19 protein-coding genes are annotated in these 20,411 nt (G+C 36.6%); 8 read left to right on the top strand and 11 right to left on the bottom strand.

What is annotated here, in order from left to right:
- Window positions 1–13 precede the first annotated feature (13 nt).
- Window positions 14–1,285, bottom strand: a complete 1,272-nt coding sequence (locus H9635_RS08640) for an MFS transporter (protein ID WP_191699780.1) — start codon at window positions 1,283–1,285, stop codon at window positions 14–16.
- 415 nt (window positions 1,286–1,700) lie between these two features.
- Between H9635_RS08640 and H9635_RS08635 the strand changes: the two genes are divergently transcribed.
- Window positions 1,701–2,234 (top strand): hypothetical protein, encoded by a 534-nt coding sequence (locus H9635_RS08635; RefSeq protein ID WP_191699779.1) that lies wholly within the window; start codon window positions 1,701–1,703, stop codon window positions 2,232–2,234.
- Between the two features lie 64 nt (window positions 2,235–2,298).
- On the opposite strand, the gene H9635_RS08630 is transcribed toward H9635_RS08635, so the two are convergent.
- The 7 genes from H9635_RS08630 to H9635_RS08600 form a co-directional block, all read right to left on the bottom strand.
- Window positions 2,299–2,649 (bottom strand): hypothetical protein, encoded by a 351-nt coding sequence (locus H9635_RS08630; protein ID WP_191699778.1) that lies wholly within the window; start codon window positions 2,647–2,649, stop codon window positions 2,299–2,301.
- Between the two features lie 71 nt (window positions 2,650–2,720).
- Window positions 2,721–3,935, bottom strand: a complete 1,215-nt coding sequence (locus H9635_RS08625; protein WP_225231202.1) for a chromate transporter — start codon at window positions 3,933–3,935, stop codon at window positions 2,721–2,723.
- A 195-nt stretch (window positions 3,936–4,130) separates the two neighbouring features.
- Entirely contained in the window at window positions 4,131–5,291 is a 1,161-nt protein-coding gene (locus H9635_RS08620; protein ID WP_191699777.1) for a hypothetical protein, read from the bottom strand.
- Window positions 5,292–5,305: 14 nt separating this feature from the next.
- Window positions 5,306–6,130, bottom strand: coding sequence for a hypothetical protein (locus H9635_RS08615; protein WP_191699776.1), 825 nt, complete (start codon window positions 6,128–6,130; stop codon window positions 5,306–5,308).
- Window positions 6,127–6,816, bottom strand: a complete 690-nt coding sequence (locus H9635_RS08610) for an ABC transporter ATP-binding protein (RefSeq protein ID WP_191699775.1) — start codon at window positions 6,814–6,816, stop codon at window positions 6,127–6,129. The genes H9635_RS08615 and H9635_RS08610 overlap by 4 nt, the downstream gene beginning before the upstream one ends.
- On the bottom strand, window positions 6,809–7,186 hold the full coding sequence (locus H9635_RS08605) for a GntR family transcriptional regulator (RefSeq protein ID WP_191699774.1): 378 nt from the start codon (window positions 7,184–7,186) through the stop codon (window positions 6,809–6,811). The genes H9635_RS08610 and H9635_RS08605 overlap by 8 nt, the downstream gene beginning before the upstream one ends.
- A gap of 184 nt (window positions 7,187–7,370) precedes the next feature.
- Window positions 7,371–8,666, bottom strand: a complete 1,296-nt coding sequence (locus H9635_RS08600) for a transglutaminase domain-containing protein (RefSeq protein ID WP_191699773.1) — start codon at window positions 8,664–8,666, stop codon at window positions 7,371–7,373.
- 356 nt (window positions 8,667–9,022) lie between these two features.
- Between H9635_RS08600 and H9635_RS08595 the strand changes: the two genes are divergently transcribed.
- Window positions 9,023–9,307 (top strand): DUF4282 domain-containing protein, encoded by a 285-nt coding sequence (locus H9635_RS08595; protein ID WP_225231200.1) that lies wholly within the window; start codon window positions 9,023–9,025, stop codon window positions 9,305–9,307.
- Between the two features lie 47 nt (window positions 9,308–9,354).
- On the opposite strand, the gene H9635_RS08590 is transcribed toward H9635_RS08595, so the two are convergent.
- Window positions 9,355–9,528 carry a Fe3+ hydroxamate ABC transporter substrate-binding protein gene (locus H9635_RS08590; protein WP_191699771.1) on the bottom strand — a complete coding sequence of 58 codons (174 nt, stop codon included), beginning with the start codon at window positions 9,526–9,528 and terminating at the stop codon, window positions 9,355–9,357.
- A 192-nt stretch (window positions 9,529–9,720) separates the two neighbouring features.
- Here H9635_RS08590 and H9635_RS08585 point away from each other — a divergent pair, with 192 nt between their 5' ends.
- The 5 genes from H9635_RS08585 to H9635_RS08565 all read left to right on the top strand — a co-directional run bounded on the left by H9635_RS08585 (window position 9,721) and on the right by H9635_RS08565 (window position 17,253).
- Window positions 9,721–11,829: a DUF2339 domain-containing protein gene (locus tag H9635_RS08585; RefSeq protein ID WP_191699770.1), complete on the top strand. Its 2,109-nt coding sequence runs from the start codon at window positions 9,721–9,723 to the stop codon at window positions 11,827–11,829.
- A gap of 61 nt (window positions 11,830–11,890) precedes the next feature.
- The gene (locus tag H9635_RS08580; RefSeq protein ID WP_191699769.1) at window positions 11,891–12,346 is read left to right on the top strand and encodes a helix-turn-helix transcriptional regulator; all 456 of its coding nucleotides are present in this window, start codon (window positions 11,891–11,893) and stop codon (window positions 12,344–12,346) included.
- 104 nt (window positions 12,347–12,450) lie between these two features.
- On the top strand, window positions 12,451–13,623 hold the full coding sequence (locus tag H9635_RS08575) for an endonuclease Q family protein (RefSeq protein WP_191699768.1): 1,173 nt from the start codon (window positions 12,451–12,453) through the stop codon (window positions 13,621–13,623).
- Between the two features lie 113 nt (window positions 13,624–13,736).
- Window positions 13,737–16,445, top strand: a complete 2,709-nt coding sequence (locus H9635_RS08570; protein ID WP_191699767.1) for an ATP-binding protein — start codon at window positions 13,737–13,739, stop codon at window positions 16,443–16,445.
- Window positions 16,438–17,253 (top strand): CheR family methyltransferase, encoded by an 816-nt coding sequence (locus tag H9635_RS08565; RefSeq protein ID WP_191699766.1) that lies wholly within the window; start codon window positions 16,438–16,440, stop codon window positions 17,251–17,253. Before H9635_RS08570 ends, H9635_RS08565 begins: the two co-directional genes overlap by 8 nt.
- A gap of 23 nt (window positions 17,254–17,276) precedes the next feature.
- Here H9635_RS08565 and H9635_RS08560 read toward each other — a convergent pair whose 3' ends face one another.
- Window positions 17,277–18,503 (bottom strand): SpoIIE family protein phosphatase, encoded by a 1,227-nt coding sequence (locus H9635_RS08560; RefSeq protein WP_191699765.1) that lies wholly within the window; start codon window positions 18,501–18,503, stop codon window positions 17,277–17,279.
- Between the two features lie 331 nt (window positions 18,504–18,834).
- On the opposite strand from H9635_RS08560, the gene H9635_RS08555 reads away from it, so the two are divergent.
- Window positions 18,835–19,362 carry a DUF2179 domain-containing protein gene (locus H9635_RS08555; RefSeq protein ID WP_191699764.1) on the top strand — a complete coding sequence of 176 codons (528 nt, stop codon included), beginning with the start codon at window positions 18,835–18,837 and terminating at the stop codon, window positions 19,360–19,362.
- Window positions 19,363–19,428: 66 nt separating this feature from the next.
- Here H9635_RS08555 and H9635_RS08550 read toward each other — a convergent pair whose 3' ends face one another.
- On the bottom strand, window positions 19,429–20,391 hold the full coding sequence (locus H9635_RS08550; protein ID WP_191699763.1) for an ATP-grasp domain-containing protein: 963 nt from the start codon (window positions 20,389–20,391) through the stop codon (window positions 19,429–19,431).
- Window positions 20,392–20,411 lie beyond the last annotated feature (20 nt).

Below are 20,411 nucleotides of genomic sequence, written 5' to 3'. Positions count from 1 at the left end.
TTCTTTTACACCCTTATTTCTTCCTATAACGTACCCAAATCATAAGTGGAATAAATAATATTGCCATGTACGCACCGATAAAGCTGAGGAATGCATAGCTTGAGTTGGCCACGATTATACCTGAAAGCAGGCCACCTGCAGAGCCGGCAAGTGCAACTGAAACATCTACTGAGCCTTGGATTTTTGCACGGTTTTGAATCGTTGTAGCGTCAATAATCATAGCTGTTCCACTAATGAGTCCAAAGTTCCAGCCAAGACCAAGTAAAATGAGTGCAAGTGCTACCGACCACATCCTATCCCCTGGCGAATACGCTGCTATAAAGCCAGCAAATGATAATGTGACACCCGAGGCAACAACCATCCATGACCGCCCCACTTTATCGACCAAAATCCCCGTTACAAGAGAAGGTAAATACATCGCGGCCACATGCATACTAATCACCAGTCCAATAAGTGACAGTCCACTTCCTGCCCGCTCCATATGAATCGGTGTCATCGTCATAATTGCAACCATCACAACATGCGACATCACAAGGACAATCGCACCGACTCCAACTCCTAAACGATCAACTGTAGATTGTTGATTTACCCCACCTGTAGAAACTTGCTCTTCGTTTTGTTTTTCTGCAATAGCAACTGCCACAAGTAAAGGGTCCGGTTTCAATAAGAAGAAAAATATAAAGCCAGCCATTAAATAAGCAACAGCTGCCAGTAAAAATGGTCCAGTTAAAGTTGGTAAACCAATTGCCTCAGCAAGATGACCGGTGGGCGTAACTAAATTGGGACCTGCAACCGCTCCAATTGTCGTCGCGACCATTGCCATACTAATTGCTGTTGCACGCTGTTTTGGCTTAGCCAAATCTGTTCCGGCATAGCGTGCCTGTAAGTTCGTTGAGGTACCTGCTCCATAAATGAACAAAGCCAAAAATAGCAGGAGGATATTTTCCATCGTCGTAGCAGCTATGACCCCGAGCGCTCCAATTCCCCCTGTGATAAATCCGAATGACAGCCCGTATCTTCGCCCAAAACGCTGTGAAAAACGGCCGACTAAAAATGCGGATAATGCAGAGCCAAGTGTGAATAATGCAGTCGGCAAACCTGTAAAGCTCTCGGAACCAAGCATTTGCCGAGCGATTAACGCCCCGACCGTAATTCCGGCAGCCAGTCCTGCTCCGCCAAATGTTTGCGACAAAACAACAACCCACAACGTTCTTTTATAAAGCTTTTGTTGTTCTTCCTCTGATTGAACATAGCGCTCTATTGAGGGATTTTGTGTTTTTTTCATAGACTATTCCTATTCTTTCATTTTTCTTTAGAATATTGCTGTGTTCAGGTAAATAGAAATAAAACAGCGGTATTCCGGAATTCAAGAAACACCACTGTTTATATTATTATTTTTTTATTACAACCTTTTTTCTAATAGACTCTTCTTACTTCTATTTTAGTAATACCTTTAATATTTAGCAACTTTTCCCTATTTAAGTCTACACTATAAACGGCGTTCCTTATCGCCTACACATAAAATACTTTTTTTTACATTAAAGGTTTTTACTTCTTAAAAATCGGGTAAGGTTTTCGGATAGTTCTGCACTAGATCATTTGATTGAAAATTAATTTTTTCTCTTCGATAGTGCATCATTAATTAGTAGTTGAATAGAAATAAGGTATTGGTTCTACAAAATTTTTAGGGGGTTTTTAGCATGGTACTTCGTTTAATTAATACAACAGGCAGTGACACATTTCATTGGCAAATATGGAACGAGAAGAAACAGCTACATATAATATCCGGCAAATTAGGGGTTCCTGGCACAAAAGAAACGGTTTCGTTAGGATTTTTTGAAAGCTCTAAAGGAACGATGAAGAAATTGGCAAAAGAAAAGATAAATCAAGGTTATGAATATGTAAAAGAAGAGTCCTATACAAAAATGGTTGTTCAATACCGTTATGAGGATGAGTCACAATTTGAAGCAGCTGAGAAAAAAACTTTATGGGTAGAAGACTTACTGGACGAAGTTTTATATTTGACTGGAAATGGAAAGCTTTATGGCTCAGAAGTTGGAGATGGTGCTGGGACTACTTTTTGTCTTGTTATAGATTTGGATCTGGCATTAAATACTGTATTGGAAGAATTATCGAAAAACCAAGTAATTGAAGGGGCGGAAATCGCCTATGAAAACAAAGAAGGCAATTATATTGGTATATATCCAGAAGGTATAAAGTTTGAACTTGTATAATTACGCCTATGTAACGGGGGCATACATACCTCAAATATGAATGCCCCCGTGTACATATTCTTTTCTATTTCTCTTCTTGAATTGCTTCGATCAATGTTGTAAATAGTTGTGCATCATCTGCATCTTCATCCGTTACTTCATTTAAAATTTCCGAATCATCTGCATCAATCACAAAAAGGCTTATGCCATCTTTTAAAAACTCGTCTGCTTCTACTTCGCCTTCGTAATACTTATAAGTAGCAATGACGATGTTCGAGCCCTCTTCTTCATCAAAGAAGAAATAAAGCTTTTCTGTATTGCCATATACCTCCTCTAAAACTGTTTCAAGCTCGGCAGTACCTTTGCTCCACTTCACTTCATTATTTACGGTCGCAGCTATTAGCGATTCCAATAGTTCATCTACTGTATTTGTCATATAATCCTCCAACTCCGCTATGTTCGCGGTTAGTATGTCTACTGTAACATATTTTATTTATAAAAGATTATTTATAACATTGTCATAAGCATACCACCTATTATCCCTGTCACAACAACGACCATAGGAGATAACTTCCAGAATGCAAGCATACTGAATAAAATGGCTGCAAAAGCAAAGTCTGTTGGTGTAAAAATAGTGCTTGTCCATATAGGTGTATAAAATGCTGAAATTAATATACCTACAACCGCTGCATTTACTCCCATAAGGGCACCTTTTACTTTTGAATTACGTCGTAAGCTATCCCAAAAAGGCAATGTTCCAAATACTAATAAAAAGGCTGGTAAAAATATGGCTACAGTTGCCAGTAACCCACCTAACCAACCATTCATCACGGCACCTATGTATGCTGCAAATGTAAATAGTGGACCCGGTACAGCCTGTGTAGCCCCATAACCTGCTAAAAACGCCTCTTCACTCAACCAGCCAGTCGGTACAAATTCCCTTTCAAGTAACGGTAACACGACATGACCTCCTCCAAACACGAGTGCACCTGAACGATAAAAGCTGTCGAATAGGGCAATCCATTGAATGGAAGTCAGTTCTCTTAAAATAGGAAGGAGGAAAAGTAAGCCGAAAAATAATACTAAACAGCCTATTGCAAAGCGCCTGCTTAATGGAAAGGGCGACATTCCTTCCACGTCAGCTTTCTCTCTTTTGTATAGTAGAAATCCAATGAACGCACCTAAAAGTATTACTCCTACTTGCGAATAGGCGGTTTGCCATATTAATGTGACTATTACAGCAAAGAGGGCTATCGTTTTTCTTTGTCTATCCGGTGTTAAATTTTGTGCCATTCCTAATATTGCGTGTGCTACCACTGCCACTGCTACGATCTTCAATCCATAAATCCAACCTGCCTGACTCAAATCCAAACCTTGAACGACTAATGCAAATATAATAAGTGCTACTACAGATGGTAATGTAAAACCTATAAATGATACAATGCCTCCTATTGCTCCAGCACGTACCACACCAATCCCTATCCCTACCTGACTACTAGCAGGGCCAGGTAAAAATTGACACAATGCCACTAAGTCTGCATAACTTTTGTCGTCCATCCACTTTCTTTTCCGGACATACTCTTCATGAAAGTAGCCTAAATGAGCAATTGGCCCTCCAAATGAGGTAAAGCCCAATTTAGTCGATACGAAAAAAATCTCTATTAACGTTTTAAATAACCCTTTTTTATTCGGATCCAGTGACTTCATTTTATCTCCTTCCATTACCCTTTGAATATCATAATCGTAGCAAACATCCCTCTTTTCAAGTAATAAATTTACGAAACTTTACAAAACTTAAATAAAAAGAAAAACCCACTATTCTCTTTACAGATAAATAGTGGGTATTCCATGCGAGCTCAATATTTATAGGTTGGTAGCCAAATATTAAGAGTTGCATTGCTTATATTCGTTTGTAAGTTATTCCGTTTGTTCCAAGAATCGATTAGCCCATATATAATATTTTTGCTTGGCATCTTTCTTTGAAAGAATACCTTCATATAAAGTAGTACCCTTTTCAATATCGAATATTTGGAGTACGAAATCTTTTTCCATTTCGTTTAATACGTAGAATTTACCGTTGTAGCCATACGTATTATTCATTTCCTTATTCACGAATTTTTCAGGGTGTGGAACTGTTATCGGTTCAAGCCATCTTTGTTGTCCGATATTATAACGGTAAATCCAAGTGTCGGTATCCGTCATGCGAGCTGCAACGAAATAGTTATTATCTACCGTACCACTTTGTATATCGATTTCTAAACCGTCCGGTAATTCGAGTGGCGTTATTTCATTTGTTTCCATATTTACTACTTTAAACTGACGTGAAATGATATTACGTACTTCATGCTCAGCATTATATAATGTCGTTGAATAGATAAGATATTTTTCATAACCTAGATTATGATACTGATTATAAATTTCAAGATTAGTATACATCGCTTCATCATTTGTAACAGTCTCAATGGAAGTCTCGCTTACTAACTGTTGTTTATCTAAATCAATGATAACAATGTAAAATTCTTCATCACCATTGTTAAGGTAATGTCTGACTAACAACTTCACCTCATTATTTACAACAGTTATATTATGAACCGTAAGCCAGTTAACTTTCTTATTTAATTTGGATTGTATGTCAAATGTAATCCGATCGTTTTTTACTTTATCCAATAAATCGAATCGGTAGCTGTAGGAGTCGCCTTCATTTAATTTCCAGGTTTCATTTGGCTCTTCTACGTAAACAAGCTTCGTTTCATCCTCAAAGTAATTAGTGGCACTAAATCCTTTTCCACGCATAAAGTTTTTATTCTGCTCGATTAAATCGCGGAATAAAAGTGGTGCTTCTTGATATTTGAAATCGTCTACTAATGTTGTTTTATCTTTTCCAATAATAACCGAATTATATGTCATTCCCTCATCTATATTTCCTTCTATTAATAGTGAGTCTACATATTTGTCGTCCCCAGAAATTTTATCAAATGTAATATGATAATTTTTAGCATTGGCGACTTGGATATAATGGATACTTACCGTGACTACACTAACTCCGACAATTAAAAGAAGCTGCCAGTATTTTTTCATCTGCTTCCCCTCCCCTACACATTAATCTTTCGTTTTAATAAATAGTCTGCTAAATAAAGAGCCACCCCAAGTGTTAAAATACTCGTTACAGCAGTCAGTCCAATAATTTCGTTCAAGTATAAATAACCTGTAATATCCTGGATAATTACTGGGATTGCCATAACAATGATTGAAATGACCAGATAAATGACTCCTAGGAAAATACCTTTCAAATGGTAGCTTCGTTCAAATAAAATCGCTGTAAACACGACAGCTACTACTGTTGCTCCAAGTCCATAAAGAAGGGCAAACAGTAAAGGAGTCTTTGGATATAAGAACGATAATATATCGAATGAATAAATATAAGCTTTACTTGAATCAGCACGCAGCTGATCTGGTATAATGCCATGAATAATCAGTTGCACCACTTCTAATAAAGCAATTTGTATTCCTACTAAACAAAGTACGAACAGCAAAATCGTAGTCAGCTTGGCAAAATAAATGTTTCTTCGTGCAGTTGGCAGCATTAATAATCGATAAATAAATGACGACTTTCCAAGCCAATCACGATACCAAATGAAAAATACGTATATGATTAAAATTGATGCTGCGAACATAATTGAAAGTATAAAATACCCCGAAAATAAAAATTCTTGGAGATTATACGCCCCATACTCATGTACGTATTGACTTTCACCTAGTAGCTTCTGCGCCATCGTTGTTTCTACTCTGTTCATATAACTAAACGATGTCAGAAATGCCCCTATAACTTGAGCAACAATTACCATAACTATGAGTGTTAGAAAGAGTTTACTAAATCGCTTTATCTCAAAATTGACTAGCTTTAAATATTCGTTCATCCTACATACACCTCCCGCATCACATCTACTACGGATTTACCTTCTATTTCACGGATCTCTTCTACATTCATTTCTCTTAGTACTCTACCATCGCCGATAAGCACAGCTTTATCTATTAAGTGCTCAATATCATTGATTTCATGTGTCGTAATAATAACACCGCGATTTTCAATTAAGTGACTAGTAAAGACATTCGCAATTTGCTCACGTGAGAAGATATCGATACCGGAAAAAGGCTCATCCATTAATATGTAGTCCACATCTAATGCTAAGCCAAGCAGTAGATTGACCTTTGCCGCATTCCCCTTTGATAAGCCTGAAAGTTTATCTTGAAGGTCTAGTTTGAAAAAAGTAAGTAGTTCTGTTGCACGCTGTTCATTCCATGTTTTATAAAAGTCCGCCATAAACTCAAAGCTTTCTGCAATCGTATAGTTCGGCAGCATTGTAAGTCGATCCGGAATGTACGTAATTTTTTCGTACGCATCCTTATTAATCTTTTTACCATCGATTAATATTTCACCGCGGTCTATTGGTGTTAGCGCCATAATCGATTTCATGATTGTTGTTTTCCCCGCACCATTTATACCGATTAAACACGTAATTTGCCCTTTTTCCGCTGTGAAGCTCATATCTTTTAATACTTGTTTTTTCCTGTATTTTTTAAAGACATTTTTTACTTCAATCACGCTGCTCAGCCTCCTCATACTTTTTTTGCACGAGCTCCATAATTTCCGGAAGTGGTGCATTGATTGATTTAATAGAACTTATGAACACCTGCACCGCTTCAGTAATCAGCTCTTCACGAACGCTTTTTAATACTGCTTCGTCCTTCGTAATACAACTTGGCATATTTCCCTCTGTATAAATCAATTTTTGCTCCTCCATTTCCTTATAGGCACGTTGCACCGTATTTGGATTAATCTTGAGCTGATTGGCCAGCTCCCGCCGTGATGGAATCACATGTCCAGGCGCAAAGAAACCTTTTGCAATTTGTTCCTTAAAATGGCGAATCACTTGCACATAAACAGGATCACGATTATTAAATTTTACATCCATTGTTGTCAGCTCCCTTCGTGTATTAATGACCTAGTACACTATATCTAAAAAATGCGTTCTCACCTGTACTAACCCTTTAATACAGTATGCACAAAAAAATGTATTAAGCACTTCATACACTCCTTAAAGTGTATTATGTGGTTAATACATTTCATTTGTCAATATTATTTTGATTTTTTTGGAATTAAAGATAATTTTCTACTGCCGTTTTAGGGTAGTCTGCTTCAATCCACTGATGGTCTTTTTTCATTTTTTCATCAGTAATTAAGAAATAGTTATAATGAACTTTATCACCTTGATCAGGCACCGGGTCATTCCATGTAACATCCAAGTGGTACCACTGTCCATCCACTTTTACTAGATTCCAGGCATGAGGACCGCCCGCATCACCGATAACGTACTTTGCTTCAATACCAAGCTCTTCAAACATTAATAATGCTGCTAGTGCGTATCCTTCACATACGCCTTCCCCATTGACTAAAACGGAGTATGGTGTATGTGCATTGGCTTTACTGTTCAGATTATATTTTGTATGCACTACTAAGTAGTCATTTACAAACTTCACTTTTTCCGCTTCTGATGCATCGTCAGGAATAGTTTGAACAATTTGCTCGATCATACCTAATACAATCGCATTTTCTTCAGCTGTTAAATCATAATTTATCGTAGCCTGCCATTCAATTTGATTGCCAAAGGACCTTGCACGTGTTGAGAAATCTCCCATGACTGCCCATAAATAAGGCTCGTTTACCTGTAGCCACTTATACACTTCATCAACCGTGTTCTCAAAATCAGATGCATCCCCCTCATAATGCAGGGTAAACTGATTTTCGAATTTGGACATATGATGTGCAATCGCTTGCCCTAATTCTTCCACATTCGTGATGACCTGCGGATAATCTTTTACATCATATACAGGAATGACCTCATCATTTGCCAATGGCTGAAAGTTAAAGCTCTGCAGTTTATTTTCTGCATTAAATAAACTGGAAACGATTGAATCAATTTTGTCTTCCAAATCGACATTCAATTTTAATTGAACGTCTTTATTAATTGTCGGCAATGTTAACGAGGATGCTTTTACTTCATCTACTACCAATACACCAAAAAAAGTTGTTGCTATCAGGAAAATAAATGTGAGCATTCCTTTAGAAAACGTTAATAAACTCGCGAATAGTTTTGTCAGAGGATTTTTTACCATTCGATTCAGTTCACTTGTTGCCCTTTGCTCGAATTTCCTTCTATTTTTTGAAGTAAACAAACGACTTGGTCTATGGGTAACAATGTTATAAACGCGTTTATAAACTTCGGACAATTGTTGCTTATCACCTTTAGCTAGCCGAATCTCTGTTTTATTTTGAAGGAGACCTTTTTTTATTTTACTGCGCAAGTACAGCTGCGATGTAAATGAACGGAAAGTCTTTATAAAAATTGTTAATAGAATAAGAAATATGCATGAAAAAATAATTAAATTACTCATAAAACCCCCTATGAAATCTATACTCAATTTAATACTACCAAATAACTTTTTTGAATAATAATTATATGTTCTAAATTGTTTTTAACATTACATAACTAATACTTCCTTATTACAGTCCCTAATATACAGTTCGCTACTAATATATATTTTTTTGTCACTAGTTGTTCCGTTGGCAATGACAGTTGCAACCCATTTTCTTTCAAAATTCGATAATATGTGCGTAATCCTTTTGCATAGGATATACAATTAGCAACAATTTCCTGAATTTTTGTTAATGGGCTGGTGATTGGTGTCGAAAGATTGGATTTGGCTGTCGTCCTGGTTTTAAGGAATGCTGAGTATTTATTAATACCGAATTGCAAACTATTTTAGAAAGGACTGGAAAATTGAACGATTTTTTAAATTTCAACCGTATGATTGCAGGAGATATTATTAAGTATGTTTTTTGGGCTTTGGCCGGATTAACAATTATCGGTGGTTTACTATCTGCTTTATTTTCCCTTTTCAGCGGAGATATTATTTCGTTTTTAATGTGCCTTATATTCACTGTGTTGGGGCCAGTTATAATTCGGATTTACTGTGAGTTAATGATTGTATTATTTAAGATTCACGAAAACATAGTGGAGATTAAAAATAAGTAACCTTATCTTAAAAAATGGGAAACTCAGTAGTAGGGTTTCCCTAATATTTAATTCGATTTCTGTTGAAAGCAGTCTTCACACATGAAACTTCCTTCATTATTTAAATAAGCTTTTATTTCTGTCATCCCTTTTCGCTTTGGATAGCGCATTTTAATATAAACTACCTCCTCACCTTTAATTTCTTTACCGCATATAGTACATTTAGGCTTTTCTCCAAACACCGAATATTCCTCCCTATATATTTGTTCATCTACTTTGTTACGAATAAGATACATAAAAGTTTCTAGAAATCGGGCTACGTTCTTATTTTTTAATTCATACAAAAGGTTGAATCTTTCGAAAATTATTTACATACGCTGAATTAAAGTGTAAAATTACACTAATTGAGTATTATATTAAGAGAGGTGAGATGTTTGGAAAAAGAATCTGAAATGTTAGAACGGATTGGTGCACTTGAACAGGAGTTACGTACATTAAAAGCTGAGGTCCAGCATTTAAAGGAACATACGAAGTTCGAGAAAGTCGTACCCGCACAAAATAAAATGACAACATCCGTTCCTGCTGTAAAGGCCCAACCAAAAGATACACTTGTCATTAAGCAACCTGTCCCACCTAAAGAAACAACGCCTAAGGAGACAGAGCCTAAAAAGGCACAACGATCTCTCGAAGAAACATTTACCCGTGCACTCCCTAGAATTTTCATGGTTATTTTAGTGCTCGGAGTCCTTTGGGGCTTAAAGCTTGTTAGTGATTATGGCTTCTTATCAGACAGTGTAAAAATAATTGCTGGCTTTATGTTATCTGTCGGTCTTGCTGTATGTGCATATTGGATGGAGAAAAAGCAAAAGGGATCACGGGTTGTAGCCTTATCTCTTTACGGCGGTGCATTCATCGTCGGGATTTTAGTTACGGCTGCAGGAGCAATCATATATGATGTACTGAGCCTTTACGTTGCACTCGTCCTTGCACTAATTTACATTATTTACGGCGTATTCATTAGCTATTTAAAAGGCAATGAAGCATTAACAGCGCTCGTTGTATTTACATCGCTGCTGCTTCCTTATTTACTTGAATATATGGAATTTAGTGAGTTGATCATTGGTATTTTCATAGTATTGCTATTTACTACTGTACAGATTGTTATTTGGAAACATAAACAGCGAAAAGCCCTTTATATTGGTATGGCTTTTTCAATATTGGCATTGGCAATTGTATCGGCATTCCATAATGAACAAATTTTGTTCTTTGCACTTGCAATGCTCACGTTATACTGTGTCTTTTTAATAAGTTATTTACGTTTGTATTCGAGCAATAGCAAACGAAATGCAAGTATGCTCTTTACCTTTACCATTATTGTCCTATCACTGATTAATGGATTGCTAATTAATAAAGATATGGAGCTTTTAATTGTATTAGGTTTAATGCTGGGAGCTTTAGCCGGTTCGTTATACATTGCGTTTAAACGTGCAGATAAACTGTTAATTGATATGTTTGCTACACTATCAGTCTTAACAATTTTAAACATTATTGCGCAACTGAATATTTCACAAGAAGTTATGTTCCTTTTATTCGTACTTGTTTCATTTGCAGGATTAATACTCGCTGTGAAGCATGACATCATTTTTATGAAATGGGTAAAGGGTATTACGTTTTCAATACTGGCTATTTATGTTTTTACTTTTTATTCTGTTCAACCGTTTTTCTCGATGGAGCATGTAACAATGGTACTCGTCATCGCTATGCTCGCAGGTTTATATGCAATGCTGCTTCGATCTAACCGTGAGCCAGTAGAAAATAAAGAATGGATTATAGGATTACGTGATCTATTCCCACCCCTACTCTATGCTGCGGGGCTACTATACATTTGGAAATTAGACTGGGCGTATATGCCGATGCAATTCACTAATTTTTTATGGTTTAGCGTAGTTGCGATTGGCTTTGCAGGAATTGTTATGGTTAACCGAGCGTTTATCGGCCGGTTGCTTCCGTTCCTTGCCGGTGGAATTTACGGATTTGTGTGGCTCATATTACTAGTGAATACATGGGTTGATGAACGAGCGATTGTAGTCGCGATACTTGTCCGTATTTTATATATTGCTGTTTTATGGGCAATCGTAGCAGATTTATGGAAGCGCGGTATTATTTATAAAAACTATGAAGCTTTTATCGCCCGCTATACAGAACAATTGACGATTGCCGGTATGATTATTTCAATTATATGGCTGTTTAATATGACGCATTTCATGAACTATCATGATCTCATCAATTGGAACTCAGCTGTAATCTTAAATACAGTCTCAATCTTCGTTATCGCTAGCTTGTCACTATTTTTAGCAGCAAAACGAAGTTACCGAAACTTGAAGCTTGTTGGAATAGGCTTGCTGTTTTTCGGCATTATTAAAATGATTTTCTTTGATTTATCTGAACTCGACATCTTAATTCGCTCCATTTCATTCATTGCCATTGGAGCAATCGGGCTCTTTATTTCAAATAAACTGTTAGGAAAAGATAAAGAAGGATAAGATTAATGGAGGTGGCCTTAGCGATTTTGTTAAGGCTGCTTTTCTTACATGAGGTGATAAAATGGATAGACAATTTATTATGCAAATTACTTCGGAAAGTTTAAAACTTATCCGAACAGAAAATAATTTCACACAAGATAAGATGGCTGAAATTTTAGGAATTTCCAAAAAGACACTCGTTCAAATTGAAAAAGACCGTACACTTGCAAATTGGACAACTACTATTGCCATCTGTGCCCTATTTCGCCACAGCCCTACACTACAAAATAAAATCGGCGGTGACCCGATGGAAGTAATCGAGCTTACGGCGCATGATGTCATTATCACTCCGAAAGAAAAAACGCTGGGTGGCTACATTTGGTGGAAAAATATTGATGAATTTAAAAATCATCGTCTTCAGCAAAATTATTTAAGCGCTCATTATCGAATTCTGGATGATGAAAACTATCGTGTATTAAGTACGTTTGACGAGAACGCTGCAATGGAAAAATGGAATGAAATGAAAAAAATCCTTTAAATTATTTTTCCCGAAAGCCAAGCCGACAATTTTTCCCTTCCCTACTATAAATTTTCCCATTACGGGTATTCTTTTAATAAATATGAATAAAGGAAGTGGACAAGATGTGGAAGGAAATTTATGCAGATTTGCATATACATATTGGGCGGACACAAAATGGACGTGCAGTAAAAATAACGGGTAGCAATAATTTAACTCTTACCAATATATTAGAAACCGCTACATCAAGAAAGGGTTTAGATTTGATTGGTATTATCGATTGCCAATCACCTGAAGTTCTTGACGAAATAGAACAGCTTGTTCGTGAGCAAAAGGCCATTGAGTTACCGGAAGGCGGGGTTCGTTTTAAAAAGACAACGCTCATTCTAGGGTCAGAAATCGAAATTTATGATGCAAATTGCCACGGACCCATCCATGTGCTTTGCTATATGCCTTCTATTAATAAGATGAAACAGTTTTCGGACTGGATGTGCCCTCTTCAGAAAAATATTCATTTAAGCTCTCAGCGTATGTATTGTGATGGACGTGTCTTACAGCAAAAAGTGCATGAACTTGGTGGTTTATTTATTCCTGCTCACGTCTTTACTCCATTTAAAAGCTTATTTGGAAAAGGTGTGAAGAAAAGCTTAACTGAAGTGTTCGACCCTGACTTAATTGATGCAATTGAATTAGGATTAAGTTCGGATACGACAATGGTAAGCGGAATTAAAGAATTAGCCCGCTATAGTTTTGTGACAAATTCAGATGCGCATTCTCTTGGAAAACTGGCGCGTGAATATCAGAGAATGAAAGTGATGGATGCCAATTTTGTAGAACTGAAAAAAGTGCTTCATCAACAAGATGGCAGAACGATTACTGCAAATTATGGTTTAAACCCCCTGCTTGGTAAATATTATGAAACCGTATGCGTCAATTGTGGGGAACAAATTTTAAATGACGACTTTTTGCGTTGCCCTCAATGCGGAAAAGAACAGCTTATTAAAGGCGTCGCCAAAAGAATCAAGGAATTATCTGATGCTGAGTATGAAGAAATACAACGACCGCCTTACATTCACCAAATCCCACTCGACTTCATTCCGGGCATTGGTCCTAAAACGATTGAAAAGCTTTTAAATGCATTTGGAACAGAGATGAGTATACTCCATAACGCCACATTTGAAGAAATAAAAAAAATAATTCCAGAAAATCTCGCAAAAAGGTTTATGATTGCAAAAAGTGGGGAAATGAAGATAGTTGGTGGTGGTGGAGGTCAATATGGTAAGCTCGACTCATTTTAAATAGGTAAATAGTATATAAAAAACAAAAAAATGTTATAATCCTCTATTTTCGTACACCCTACTAAGTTATAGTATACTTACTAAAAGAAATCTTAATTAAAGGTAGGATTAAAATGAATAAAAAACGGAAAATTGGGATTGGCTTTAAAATTACTAGTGGTTATATTATTTTAATTTTATGTTTAGTTGTTTCTGCAGTTGTGTTAAACAATCAAATAACCAGTTTACAGGAAGAGCGAAACGCTATTATTAAGTATGATTCCTCAATGCGTGTAATGTCGAATAATTTAGAGCGAAAAATTCTTAACCTAGAGTCATCGTTACATCGTTACTTAATTACAAACAACGAAAAGTATTTAGATACGTATAAGGATGAAGTCGCTACTTGGGAAGCAAGTTATGAGGAACTTAATAATCTCGTAAATAATTACTCTACTGACGAAAACCAGCTTACTCCTATTTATAATAGTATTAATAATTGGATAAACAACATCGGACAACCCTTATTAACTGCCATTACACGAGATGACAGTGATCAGATAAACGCGTTGTTCAATGGAGAATTAAGCAGTGTAGCGATTAGTGAAATGCAACAGAATTTTACCGCATTCCGTACTGTCGAGACTGAAAATATTCAGCAACAGGTATCAGTACTGAATGAACGAAATACCGATTTAACATATGGTCTTTTTGCGATTCTCTCTCTCATTGCAGTAATTACGATTATCGTATTTACAATGATTTCCCGAAATATTGCGGGATCAATCAATGAAGTAACTGAAGCGATTGAAGATATGAACAAAACAGACGGCAAAAACCGTAAGCGCATTGTTGCGAAAACAAATGATGAAGTGCGAGATCTAGTTGATGCAACGAATATGCTCCTAGCTACAATGGAAAATCGTCAATGGTTCCAAAGAAATTTAGCTGAAATTGTAACAGCCTATCAGGGCGTACACTCGCTTGATGAACTGGGTGAAGTATTACTCAATTCTATAACTACCCGAACACAGTCAGTGTATGGTGCTTTTTATATTCAAGATGTACGCAATACTAACCAGTTCAACAAGATTGCGGCTTTTGCCGAGACAGGTGATGATGTCGGACGTCAAAGCTTTATGGTCGGACAAGGGTTCGTCGGTCAAAGTGTGAAGGAAAAACGTGTACTAAGCTATGAAAATAAAGAAAATAGCTTCCATTACCTTGAAACAGCTTTAGGAAATATACCGATTTCAAACGGAATTATTGTTCCTGTATTTTTCGGGAATGACGTTATCGCAGTATTGGAACTAGCATCTTTAAAGAAATATAATGAACATCACCGCGCTTTAATTAAAGAAGTAGTCGTGCATTTAGGCGTGACGATTAACAGTATTATCGGACGGATGGAAGTTATTCGTCTTTTAAATGAGTCACAGGCAATGACCGAAGAATTACAAGTTCAATCAGAAGAGTTACAAACACAATCTGAAGAATTGAAAATGCAAACAGAAGAACTTACTACAATTAATGAGCGTCTTGAGGAACGTACACGCGATGCAGAGCAAAAAACGCACGCACTGGAGAAAGCACAGATCGAGCTACAAGAAAGTGCTGAACAGTTGCGTCAAAGCTCAAATTATAAATCTGAGTTTTTAGCGAATATGTCACATGAGCTACGTACACCGCTTAATAGTATTTTAATATTATCCGAGATGCTGTCGGAAAATAATGATAATCGTTTATCTGACGATGATTTAGAATATGCCAAGGTTATTCATGATTCAGGTGAAGATTTATTAAATCTGATTAACGATATTTTAGATTTATCTAAAGTGGAAGCAGGCAAAATGGATTTATGGTTTAGAGAAATGGATGTTCATGAAATTCCACAGCATGTCCATAATTTGTTCTCACCAATTGCCAAACAAAAAGAACTTGATTTAAATGTTGATGTCGCTCAAAACATGGTAGAAATTTTCCACACTGATGTGAAACGCTTCCACCAAATTTTGAATAATTTATTATCAAATGCATTGAAATTTACCGAGCAAGGTTCTGTTGATGTGAAGGTGGAAATGGCACAGGTTACACCAGCAATGAAACAAATTAGTGATACGTGGCTAACGATTAACGTGACGGATACTGGTATAGGTATTCCTCAAGATAAGCAGCAGCTTGTCTTTGAATCGTTCCAGCAAGCCGATGGAGCAACCGTCCGCAAATATGGCGGTACAGGACTAGGCTTATCGATCTGCCGGGAAGTCGTTAAGCTTTTAGGCGGATGGATTACGTTACGAAGTAAAGAAGGCGAAGGCAGTACATTTACAGTTTATTTACCTAGTCTGCCGGAAGGAAATGTTACTACACTGATTTCCGAACAGGAAGTTGCATTTACAGATGCTTCTCCTGCCCTTCCAGTTCCAGTAACGCCTCCAAAAACGATATTTGACCAAAAGCATATTTTAATAGTCGATGATGATCATCGAAATATTTATGCTTTACGCCAAGCTTTAGAACAAAAAGGTGTTCACGTGCTGGAAGCTACTAACGGCTTGGAGTGCTTGAATATTTTACAAACGGCTACTCGCGTTGATGCCGTGCTAATGGATATTATGATGCCTGAAATGGATGGCTACGAAACGATGCAACGTATTCGCTATGATTTGCAGTTAACAGAGCTGCCGATTATTGCATTAACTGCAAAAGCGATGAAACAAGATCGTGACCGTGCATTTGAAGTCGGAGCATCAGATTATATAAGCAAACCTTTAAATTTAGATCAACTATTTTCTGTATTAACAGTATGGTTAACAAGTAGGGAACGTTTAAAAAATGGATAAGAAAAAGTTAGAAGTTAGTTTACTATTAGAGGCTCTGTACTCATTATCGGGTTTCGATTTTCGGCAATATAATCAGCAATCTATATTACGTCGAATTGAGCATCGGATGCGAATAAATAATATTCCCACTATATCCCGTTTAACAGAGTCAATTATTTATGATGAAAAGCTTTTAAATATATTGCTGAATGATTTTTCAATTAATGTAACCGAGATGTTCAGAGACCCTTCTTTCTTTAGAGCACTTCGTGAAAATATCGTTCCTCAATTAAAAAAGCTCGAAAAAATACGTGTTTGGCATGCTGGCTGTGCGACGGGTGAAGAAGTATATTCAATGGCTATTTTACTTCAGGAAGAGGGCCTGCTTGATCGTACAGTGATGTATGCGACTGATATGAATGAAAGTGTTTTGAAAAAAGCGCAGCAGGGTGCCTTCCCTCTTCAGAAAATGCAAGCTTACACAAAGAATTATATTTTAGCCGGTGGAACGGAAGGCTTTTCTCAATATTACAAAACAGATAATAGCTTTGCTTCGTTCCACCCGTATTTACGAGAAAATATTATGTTCGCCCAGCATAATTTAGTAACAGATCACTCATTTCAGGAATTCGATGTTATTATTTGCCGCAATGTGCTTATATATTTCTCACCAGATCTACAGCATGATGTGCACCGCTTATTTTATGACAGCTTAGCACCGAATGGCTTTTTAGGGTTAGGTGATAAAGAAACATTACAATTTACACCCCTGGCACATAAATACCGTACAATCAATTCAGCAGAACGTATTTACCAAAAAAAATTATAAAAACGATAAAAAAATCAATTTTCTCACTGAGAGAAAATTGATTTTTTTGTTTCACTATTCGTTTCATCATCTATTTGATTTGGTACTAACTTCTTAGTGCTACTGGAAATCTCATTACCGTTTGCCTGTAGAAGCAGTACACACATATCATCCGGCTGATCATGCTGTAATTCTTTTTCTAATAAGTAATCAATTGGCGGTACTTCTGTTGACCATGCACTACTTGCAATTTTACGTAGCTCGTTATCAGCCTCAATATCACAATCACCCATTGCTTCTAATACGCCGTCTGTAAAGAGTACGATTTGAATGGAAGAATTAAAATGAATTATTTCCTTCTCGATTTTAATATCCTCTACAAAACCTACAGCATAACTTGTCTGTATAATTGGCACTGTCTTTTCCCCATCAATAAGCGCATAACCGGTTGGATGGCCGGCATTTACATATTCCAACGTTTTTTCTTTCGTATCAACAATAAAATACACACCTGTAAAATAGTATAGTAAATTTTCTTTTTCATTTTGCAGTAGGTTCATATAGCGATTAAGCTCTGCAATTACAAGCTCTGGTTCTGTAAGTTTTTTAATCGCTTCCCTTAAAACTGAAGAAATGTACATGCAAACTAATGATGCAGATACGCCATGCCCCATCATATCCAATAGCATTACCGCATATCGGTTTTCATCAAGCTTATCCCAATAATATAAGTCTCCTGCTAAATTCGAAGAAGGTAAATAGGAAGCCGTAATTGCAATGTTCGACTTTTGTACAGGCGGACTCAACAAACTTTGTTGGACACGCGCTGCTAAATTAAGCTCCCTCTGAATTACTTTTTCCTGATTTGTATGCCAATCGAGTTCTGATTTCAAACGCTTCCCAACACGGATACGAGCTAACAATTCCACTCGATTTATTGGCTTTGTTATGTAATCAATGCCCCCAACATCTAAAGCTTCAGATAATTTCGCTTTATCCTCAAGTGCAGTTATAAAAATGACTTGTATATCTTTCCATTGTGGATTTTGTTTTAAAATACGACATGCTTCAATGCCATCCATTTCCGGCATCATAACATCCAATAAAATGACGTTGATTTCGTTGCATTTAGGTGCATTGGATGGATCTAAGTAGTCAAACATTTCTTTTGCAGAATGTACTGAAACATATTTTTCATAACCATCGCTTTTCAGAATCTTCTCAATAACGAATTGATTCACTCGATTGTCATCTACAATAAGAATAGTCATTCCAACACCTTCTCTCTGATTATACTTCCTATACACTCAATGTAATTATACCGAAGTATACTAGTAAATAAAAATTTACACCCTTATTTAGCATACTTTTTATGGCAGGAAGTTAATTACCAACTCTTTTAACAACACTAACTTAAATAATACTTCATTTCAATAAATTCACCTTATATCGATTCTGTCATTGCACTTAGCAACAAATGCTTTTCACCTTTTTACTAATTTTTTATTCAATAAATCAATCCTAATTTATGCCTATCTATTGCATTAGAACAAGGCACATATTATGATGAGCATACTCTTTATAGAAAAGGATTCGATTTCATTGAAAGAAATTTTACTTATACTATTACTACAACTACTTTATGTTCCTTTATTTACACTACGCACAATTTTCCTAGTGAAAAATATTACAATGCTTGCATCACTTATCGGTATTGTGGAAATGCTTATTTACGTATTCGGTCTTTCACTTGTATTCAGTGGTGATCAGGGCTTCCTTGCAATGCTCGTTTATGCGGTCGGGTTTGGTCTTGGGATTATTATCGGAACGCGCATTGAGCAAAAGCTTGCGATTGGCTATATTTACGTAACGATTAATACACAAAACCGCAACGAAGAACTTATTAAAGTAATTCGCGACGAAGGGTTTGCATTAACAACCTATGTGGGTGAAGGGCGTGACAGCCAACGTTATAAATATGAAATTTTAACGAAACGAAATCGTGAAAAAGAACTGTTTATGCTCGTACAGCATCATGAACCAACAGCATTTATTATTTCTTATGAACCAAAATCATTTAAAGGTGGCTTTTTAGTAAAGCGCATGAAGCAACATAAAAAGCATAAATAGCAATTCAAAAACGACCGATAAAGGTAGAAAACTCTCTACTTTATCGGTCGTTTTATTTTGGCTAGTCTACTTTGATAGTGTTGTTTGTGCCGTCACTTTTTCAAGCTCTTGCCCTAGGAATTTTGCAAGCTGCAGCATTGCAAATTTACCCTCTTTTGCTTCCGCATCGGAATTGTAGTTTGTATTCGTATTTACATCATAGGTAAATATTTCACCATTTGCATTACGGATAAATTCAATGCCCGCTACGTCAATCCCACTATTTTTCAGAAATGCTTCATAATTTTCAAGTAGCTTTGTTTCATTATTTTCAACTATTTCAAACTTCGCCCGCTGCTCTTTTGGCTCCTCACCTACCGGGCAAAACAAATCCCCGATTTGACATGCATCGGCTGGGCAAAGCTCGAATCCTTCTGATGTATCAACCTGCACAGAATAGAAGTATTGCCCTCCGATAAATTCAACACGTGTAATATATGACTCTGGAGATTCGATATATTCCTGGATCAGAACAATACCATCTACTGGCTCTTCATAATCGGGCTTCGCTAAATGCTCCTCCAATGCTGCGATTGAGTAAAATAACTGCACACCCAACCCTTTTCCGGCACGGTTATGCTTCGTAATAAAGGGCACAATATTAAGTGCTTTTGCTGCTTCTATAATTTGCTTTTTTCCAACTGCAGCAATGGTTTTAGGCGTTTTTACTCCATGCTTTTCTAATGCTGTATATTGCTTTACTTTACTTAACTCCAAACGAAGCGCATTGCTGCCGTTTAAAACCGTTCTACCATGGAATTCAAGCCAATCTAATACCGCACCTGTCAGTTCCGGTGCATAGCGGTGATCACGTGTATGTGAGGATGCACTCATACGATTATAAAACACACCTTCTGGAGGTGCTTCCGATAAATTGACAATCCCCTCATCTAAATGCCACGTTTCATATGGTAAATTCAACTCTTCTAGTCGTGTAACTAAATGACTTGTCCAGTCATCATTTTCATGAATTACATAAATCTTTGCCATTTTTCATTCCTCCGATAGTT

Origin of the sequence: Solibacillus faecavium (assembly GCF_014836905.1) — a bacterium.
GTDB lineage: Bacteria > Bacillota > Bacilli > Bacillales_A > Planococcaceae > Solibacillus > Solibacillus faecavium.
Note: the sequence above shows the minus strand (reverse complement) of the source record. Positions and strands in the feature narration are given on the sequence as shown.